Annotated in this window: 8 protein-coding genes and 1 pseudogene; 3 read left to right on the top strand and 6 right to left on the bottom strand. The window is 38.1% G+C overall.

All coding sequences use genetic code 11. The features are described 5' to 3' along the window. Positions 1–72 precede the first annotated feature (72 nt). From HNQ41_RS16265 to HNQ41_RS16280, 4 genes are all read right to left on the bottom strand, one after another. The gene (locus tag HNQ41_RS16265) at positions 73–573 is read right to left on the bottom strand and encodes a GIY-YIG nuclease family protein (protein ID WP_184665498.1); all 501 of its coding nucleotides are present in this window, start codon (positions 571–573) and stop codon (positions 73–75) included. 181 nt (positions 574–754) lie between these two features. Beyond that, positions 755–1,318 (bottom strand): methyl-accepting chemotaxis protein, encoded by a 564-nt coding sequence (locus HNQ41_RS16270; protein ID WP_184665499.1) that lies wholly within the window; start codon positions 1,316–1,318, stop codon positions 755–757. A 157-nt stretch (positions 1,319–1,475) separates the two neighbouring features. Beyond that, complete coding sequence (locus HNQ41_RS16275) at positions 1,476–2,282, bottom strand: histidinol-phosphatase (RefSeq protein ID WP_184665505.1); 807 nt, start codon at positions 2,280–2,282, stop codon at positions 1,476–1,478. 191 nt (positions 2,283–2,473) lie between these two features. Beyond that, on the bottom strand, positions 2,474–3,133 hold the full coding sequence (locus HNQ41_RS16280) for an SDR family oxidoreductase (RefSeq protein WP_184665500.1): 660 nt from the start codon (positions 3,131–3,133) through the stop codon (positions 2,474–2,476). Between the two features lie 278 nt (positions 3,134–3,411). Between HNQ41_RS16280 and HNQ41_RS16285 the strand changes: the two genes are divergently transcribed. Both HNQ41_RS16285 and HNQ41_RS16290 read left to right on the top strand, forming a co-directional pair. After that, the gene (locus HNQ41_RS16285; protein ID WP_184665501.1) at positions 3,412–3,795 is read left to right on the top strand and encodes a hypothetical protein; all 384 of its coding nucleotides are present in this window, start codon (positions 3,412–3,414) and stop codon (positions 3,793–3,795) included. A gap of 14 nt (positions 3,796–3,809) precedes the next feature. Then, a complete protein-coding gene (locus HNQ41_RS16290; protein ID WP_184665502.1) occupies positions 3,810–3,950 on the top strand; it encodes a hypothetical protein in 141 nt (46 codons plus the stop codon). 241 nt (positions 3,951–4,191) lie between these two features. Here HNQ41_RS16290 and HNQ41_RS16295 read toward each other — a convergent pair whose 3' ends face one another. After that, complete coding sequence (locus tag HNQ41_RS16295; protein WP_184665503.1) at positions 4,192–4,902, bottom strand: hypothetical protein; 711 nt, start codon at positions 4,900–4,902, stop codon at positions 4,192–4,194. A 91-nt stretch (positions 4,903–4,993) separates the two neighbouring features. Further along, entirely contained in the window at positions 4,994–7,453 is a 2,460-nt protein-coding gene (locus HNQ41_RS16300) for an AAA family ATPase (protein WP_184665504.1), read from the bottom strand. A gap of 399 nt (positions 7,454–7,852) precedes the next feature. Between HNQ41_RS16300 and HNQ41_RS16305 the strand changes: the two are divergent. Next, positions 7,853–7,957 (top strand): annotated as a pseudogene (locus tag HNQ41_RS16305) (FAD-dependent monooxygenase); the annotation flags it as partial. Between the last annotated feature and the right edge of the window lie 160 nt (positions 7,958–8,117).

The following is an 8,117-nucleotide window of genomic DNA, read 5'->3' on the forward strand; positions in this document are numbered from 1 at the left end:
TGATGAAACTATCATACTACGGAGAGTTATTATTTGATCGAAAAGTGTTCATTTTTATTGAGCAAAAACTGTCTACTTTAGTTTAGCGGTTACAAATGTGGACAACAATATATTTAAAGTCTCAAAAATATCATGTAAATCAGCCTGTCTCCATTCTGGTACAAATGATTTAGTAGGCACAGATTGGGATACTTTATAACGATTTACTTTTTGTGCTTTTTCATAAGATAAGTGTTCCAAAAATTTTACATCTGTTTTGGTGAATTGATTCTGAATATTATTGGTTACAAAAACAACAGCCGAATCCCAAAACTCCTTATCACGATTATGTTGTTTAAGTCGATCAAAACAATTTTCAGCTTCACCAATATAAACACTAGGCATCGCATCATTTTCACGTTGTCCAAACAAGAAATAAACACCTACATTTGAGGTTTCTTCACGCATACTGGCGTCGTCTAACTGGTTTCTAGGTATATATATTGCCTGAACAGTTCTGTTTGTGATTTCGGCTATTTTAATTCCTCTTGGTGAACCAAACGGTAAAAAAATCTGAATAGTTCTCCCTTCCATAAAACCGTTCCTTTCATTTACAAATTATGACTTACAGTTCATTTTAACATGTATCCTCTTTTCATAAACTTTGTTGTTTTTAATTTTAAATTACGGTATGTGAAATATTAATGTATAAAAATAAAACTGCAAAAAAAAGGTTCTGGAACAAAACCAGAGCCGACTTGATTCATTCATTAAGTTAGTTATTACTATTTTTTATGAGTGTATATACATCCTTTTCTAGCTTGAAAACCTTATCTGAGATGAAGTCAAAATCATTCATACGTGATTCAGTGTGTAACTCAAACTGCTCCCCAACCCCATCAAGTTTTGCTTCAATCTTATCGAGTTTTCCTTCAACCTTATCAAACCGGGTATTCACTTCTGAAAACTGTGTGTTCACTTCTTCAAACCTCGTATTCACTTCTTCGAACCTCGTATTCACTTCTTCAAACCTCGTATTCACTTCTTCGAACCTCGTATTTACTTCTTCGAACCTCGTATTTACTTCTTCAAACCTCGTATTTACTTCTTCAAACCTCGTATTTACTTCTTCGAAACTCGCATTTACTTCTTCGAAACTCGTATTTACTTCTTCGAAACTCGAATTTACTTCTTCGAAACTCGAATTTACTTCTTCGAAACTCGTATTCACTTCTTCAAACCTCGTATTTACTTCTTCAAACCGTTCATTCATGTTCTTTTCCAAGTTATCCATCTTCTCATTCATTTTATGAAGTATTTGCATCATTTCATTTTCCAACCCATTCACCTCCCTCAATAAAGTCTCTATATAACGATTATATATGATCGATAATAAACTGACTAGCATCCTATTATTAAGTAACTGAATTAGAAACGAGAAAGTTATGAAGACAAAAAAGCGAAAGGTCCGCCCTCCGCTTTCTTCGCCAGCCGCTTTATAACGATGTCATGATTCTTTTCTTTTCCACAAAATAACACCATTCTTTATAGCCAATCTCTTTTAGAATCCGTCTCACCTCATCAAAGTCGTCACAGATCCGTTCTGGCTTATGAGCGTCGGACCCAAACGTGACGTTGACATGATAAAACAGCGCCCGCTCTAAAATATCGTCCGCTGGATACCAGCCTCCGCAGTCCTTTGTTTTTCCAGATGTATTCACCTCAATCGCGACATCTTGTTCACCAATAATTTGTAGTGTACGATCAACCACTTCTGTTTCAATGTCTGAAAAGGCTGGGTAAAACCCTTTCATCGCATCTATATGTCCTAAAATTTGAAACAAGCCACTTCGCGCTGATTTTTCAATTAATCCGTAATAATTTTCCTTCACCTTCACGCTTTGCTGTTTCGATAATTCGTCCCAACGCCCTTTTTTAAAAATATTTTCTTCATCTACGTAATGAACGGAACCGATCACGTAATCTAGGGGCTGTTTTAATAACTGTTCTTTGTAGATATCAATATGATTTGGGAAAAAATCACTTTCGACACCTAAAAGAACATGAATTTGATCTCGGTACTTGTCTTTTAAACGGATAACTTCATCAATATAACGTTGAAAGTCACTTTTAGCCATCGCGATTTTCGGGTACAACTGATCTTCCTCACTATAAAAAAAAGGTGAGTGATCTGATATCCCAATAAAATCTAAACCAAATTCAATGGCTTGTTTTACATAATCCTCGATCGTACCAATCGCGTGACCACATCTTTCATGGTGCGTATGTAAATCAAACTTCACAAGATCAGACACTTGGATGTCTCCCTTCAGCTATTGTTTTTGCATAAACCCTCTTTCATTATTTTAACCAATATCCGTTTTAAGATTTTATTCAAGGCATTTTATCAAACAAAGAATAACAACCCCGACATATGGTCAGGGTTTGTTATTCTTTGATGTTTATATTTACTTATGTGCAAAAATCTTCTCAATTACAGTGAATCAATCGTCTCTTGAACGGACTGATCTCCTTTAACTAATTGAAATTCCTTGCCGATTGTTTCTTCTTTTTCTAAACAAGCGACGATGACGCTTGCTACGTCTTCTCTTGGAACTTCGCCTCTCTCTACTTCAGGTGCAGCAGCAATTTGACCGGTCCCTTCATCATTTGTGAGTGCACCAGGGTGGATAATTGTATGGTCCAAATCTGTTCCTTTTAACCATTCGTCGGCATAATGCTTCGCTGCAACGTAAGGCGCAAAGGATCGCGGAGCATCTTGAATCGCTTGACGTGTTGTGTCAAAGGAACTAATCATAATATAGCGGTTAACCCCTGCCATTTTCGCTGCCTCGATCGTTTTCACAGCGCCATCCAAATCAACTAATATGGTTTTGTCTTTCCCTGTATGTGGACCAGAACCTGCCGTAAATACGATCGCATCAACATCTTCAGCGGCATTGGCAATGGATTCGACGTCACCTTCCAAATCAATCACAGCCGTTTCTGCTCCTAAATCTTTAAAAAAGGATTCTTGCTTCTCGTTACGGATCACTGCTTTTGCCTCTAACTGGTCATGATTTTGAATAAATGAAACGAGGTGTTTACCGATTTGGCCATTGGCCCCTACAACGAGTATTTTCACTACTGTCATCCTTTCTCATTATTTTATAGAAGCATCTATCGTAAGCTTCAAAAGAAAATCATTCCAATTTTTATTGTAAACAAAAATGATAATCATTTGCCACCGCTACGGTATAAGAAAACAAAGGATTGTTATGTTCGCCACACAGTTTCCAAGAACAAAAGTGTATAGACAAGGTGATTTTACGTATCTATCACGTCATTCTACACCCCATATGATGCTGATGCATATATTAATGACATATAGAACTCCTTCACGGTCCCTAATGGCAAAGGATGTGATTACGATTGAGTAAAGACATCGAAGTTATACTGCGTGACCTTGACTTTGTAACGGCTGCACTTATTTTCACTGGACAAATTACCATTGGAGGCGTCTTTATACAAACAGAAAGTTCGTTTGCATTATCATTTTCGGGACCAATCACGGGCATTTCTCGTGTTGAAAGCAAACCGAGACGTCCAATCGTCGATGCATCTCTCGATATTGTTCATTTTTTGGTGGCCTTACTTCTAATTAGCGATAGAGTGAATGTCGTAGGCACCTTTATTGCTTCTGGAAGGTTTACGATTGTTGTTGGGGGGCCTCCATTCGGGGGAGATAAGCGACAAGCAAGTGATGTTGAACGGATGGTTTATGATTTTAAAGAGTATTTACAAAAAGATAACTGAAAGGGTGCTTATGTATGGCTTTATCTGATTTACCGTCGGTCAAACCACCAAAAGGTGTCATTTTTGCGTCAGGTGTTGCATTAGCTACTTTGATGTTTTTTTATACAGGAAGAAAAGATGAGGACGCACAAGAAGCTTCAAAAAATAGTGACTAAAAAAGCGCAGGAAATGATCTTGCGCTTCCTTAGAACCTTTTATTTCCCATAACATCGAAGTTTAACCGATCCACTTTCAAACAGGGAGTCACTAGATACCTAACAGTGAACCTCTGGCAATTCGACAACAATTACCATTGTTTCGCAAAACTAAACCAAATAGAACAGTAGATAACATAAGGCGTTTAAACATTTGTTTAAATTTGTCTAATGAAGACGTATTAACAACACCCTGCACTTATTACCATTCAAAGAATAACTTCAATACCATCGTAATACTCGTGTACAGAATAACGCCGATCGTAAATGCAGGAAAGTGAGCTTCGCGGTGTTTAGGGAGCTCATTACTAATTACATTGAGAATCATGGCTCCAGATATAAAAGCGAATATGATCGCTTCTATTAAATCGGACAACTGCAGCCACATGCCTGTGACCCATCCGATCAAGACACCAGAAGCCATCATGTAACGTCCTGTAGAAATATATTTTTCAGGGGCATAACGCCATAAATCATGTGCAACGACAAGAAAGTGAAGTCCGATGGCTGAGGCGTAAAATAGTGCCTGAATTTCGCTAATGTCTGTTGAAACAATACTGTAAGAAATAAGCACATTATACATGGTAAAGAATATAACCTGAACCCAGAAAGCAGGTTCTTGATGTGATTGTGCTTGCTCACTTCTGTACGCATACGCTTGAACACCGTAGAAGATGATAAGGCCAATGAGTCCGATAAAATACAGTTCCGTTTGCGTTGCCAGCCGACCATAATCTTCTTTAATTGAATGTTGGTATTCATGTAGATAAGGGAGCACATAGACAAATACATAAGATGCTGCCATACCACCGACAAATGAAATCCACATGCTCCGTTTCACCTTATCTGATGGAACAAACTGGTAAGTGAACAGGTAAGTCGCCATATAAATCATCAAAATTCCAACAGCCATCGCCCTTCAACCCCTAATCAAACCGACCAACTTAATACCCGAACATCTCGATCTCCTATCGACCTCTTGATTCCGATCGTATACAGTTCACTTATTCCGGGCCATCATTGCCTATGCTTTCATTAGATTGTTTCTTAACTTTGTTCATCATTTTTATCATATCGCTTACTTTATTTTCAACCTGATCAAATACTGTACCTTCTGGGAACTGGCCATGTTCATTTCTTTCACCGGCCTCAATAGCAGTTAGGATTTCTATTCCCTCTTGAATCGTCTTCACAGCCCAAACGTGAAATTTCCCTTCTTCAACGGCATTAAGCACATCTTCATTTAACATAAGATTCTTCACGTTTTGATCAGGGATAATCACGCCTTGATTCCCTGTCAAACCTTTTCCTTTACAAGTATAATAAAATCCTTCAATTTTCTCATTCACACCGCCGATTGGCTGGATTTCTCCTCTTTGATTCACAGAACCAGTTACGGCGATTCCTTGTTGAATAGGAATGTCTGAAAGAGAGGAAAGCAGTGCGTATAATTCTGCGCTAGAAGCGCTGTCACCATCTATTATGCTGTACGTTTGTTCAAATGTAATACTGGCGGCAAGAGGCAATGGTCTATAACGCGCAAACTCTCCCTGCAAATACCCGCTTAATATCAATAACCCTTTGGAATGCAGACGACCACTTAATAAAGATTCTCTTTCAATATGCACGATGCCACTTCTACCCATAAAAGTTCGAGCAGTAATTTTGTGAGGTTGTCCAAACGTATAATGACCTTCCTGCAAATAAGCGAGTCCATTGATTTGACCTACACGTTCACCATCTGTATGAACCATGATCGTTCCTTCTTCGATCAACGCCCGAATTTTCTTCTCAAGACGATTCGACCTATTAAATCGCTCTTGAAGTGCAAGCGAGATATGCTCTGTTTCAATAAGAGCATGTCCTTTCTTTCCAGCTAAATAATTGGATTCTACAAGGATTTCCGTCATTTCATGAAAACTTGTAGACAACTTTCGCTGGTCACCAATTAACCTTGTACTATAATCAATCACTTTACCTAAGGCTTCAGCACTTAAATGACGCAATCCTTCTTTTTGACAGTAATTGCTCACAAACGCAGCGTACTTCAGACAATGGTCTTCATGTCTTTCCATCTCTGTATCAAAATCCACTTGCACTTTAAAGTACTTTTTGAAATTTTCATCCGCATGGCACAACAATTGATACACTTCTTGGGTGCCAATCAAAATTATTTTGATATGAACAGGGATCGGTTCCGGTTTTAATCCAGCTGTAGAAATGAGTCCCCTTTCTTCCAAAGTATTTTCGATACGGACATAACCTGTTTTTAACATTCGTTTTAAAGCATGATATGAAAATGGGTGACTAAGAAGGTCGGTCGCTTGCATAATCAGATAGCCACCGTTTGCCAAGTGAATCGCACCTGGTTTCACTTTTGTAAAATCAGTGACCGCTGTCCCATTCATCCCTTTGTATTCAATTTTTCCAAATAAATTCGTATACGTAGGATTGCTTTCATGGATGACCGGTGCGCCATGTACGTCACTGTTATCAACGAGGACATTTACTTGATAACGATGCTCATCTTTTGACGTTTGATCAATGGCCAAAGATAGTAATGATTCCTGATCTTCTTCATCTTTGTGAGAATAGAAATCTCGCCAATTATGAATAACATCTTCTTTTAAATCTTGTATATACTCAACGACTTTTTCGTGTGTTTCGTATTGATTAATCAATTGTTCAACGAAATACGTGATCGCTTCACGAACGGTTTGCTTTTCCATTTCCTGAATTTCTTTACGTAAATTTTTTTCTGTAGATTGGGTTTTCCTCATAAGATCATTAATTTTTTGCTGGTAGTTGCGTACTGTTTGCACGATATCTTCTTGCTGTTTTTCCGTTAGCATTTGGTATATCTCATCATTGAGCGGTTGTCCTTGGTGATTCACAGGGACAGGTACCATTCCTTGCGATGTCTTTTGGATTTTCACCCCTTGCTCAACCGCTTGTTCTTCTAATTCATTCCAGGATTGGTTGATTTTTTGTTCAAATTCAGAAATGAGTTTGTTGCTTTTCTGCTCGTATTCTTTACTTTCAAATACGTTTCTGATCTCAGTCGTTATATCCTGAATCAACTCTTCGATGTCGTGTTTAAAATCGGTTCCTTTCCCAGCAGAAAATGAAACGATCAATGGTTCGTCGTGATGTTTGAAATTATAAACGCAAACCAAGTCAGAAGGTGTTTGATCATTTGCAGCCACTTGATTAACTTTCGATAAAGCATAGGTCGTTTTTCCTGTTCCTGCAGGGCCAACCATGAATAAGTTGTATCCTTGTTGCTTGACCTCCAACCCAAATTCCATGGCACGAACAGCTCGGTTTTGGCCAATAATCCCATTTTCCAATCCCTGCACTTCTTGCGTTGTTTCAAAAGGAAATTGTCGGTGGTCAAAACGAACGGACAGTTTTGATAGCGGGACCTGATAAGGAGCCCTGTTTGGAGTATAAACATCAGTCACTATAATCTCCTCCTCACTTAAACCTACGACTCTTTCTCTCTCTGAGTTGTTTCATTCTTCAGTTCAGCTGCTTACATCCATCATATACGAAAGCGACGAACGAAAAAGTGACGTTTATCACAAAATTTTTTGATTCATCGCACAATTTTGTGACTTATATCATGAAGCATGTTTGAATTTCGCAGATGGACCTTACGCTTCCCTTTCCTCTAGTAGAATGAATGACTCATCTGTCGTCACTTACCCCCTTTCTTCGATACCCTACTAGGATGATTCACCTTACTACTTTCTTCCCTATAAAACGATTCCCTTTTTTCTGATCAATCACACAACCTAAAATATCAATCAATTTAATGGTAAAATTGGATAACTGAGATTCTTCGGGGAGGTTATAATCATATGAATTACGATGTCATCATCATTGGTACAGGTTCAATGGGAATGGCGGCGGGTTATTTTTTGTCAAAAAGCGGAAAAAACACCTTATTATTAGACTCTTTTAATGGATAGGTTACACTAGGTTGGGCAGGTTGCTTAAGGTCATATATACTTAGTTTAAATAAAAACTGAGGAGACTCTATCATGACCAAACGAGTAAGACGTCATTTTACCAAAGAATTCAAAGAACAAATGGTTCAATTACATGCTTCAGGAAAACCACGTG

This window comes from Texcoconibacillus texcoconensis, assembly GCF_014202575.1.
Classification (GTDB): Bacteria; Bacillota; Bacilli; order Bacillales; family Salisediminibacteriaceae; genus Texcoconibacillus; species Texcoconibacillus texcoconensis.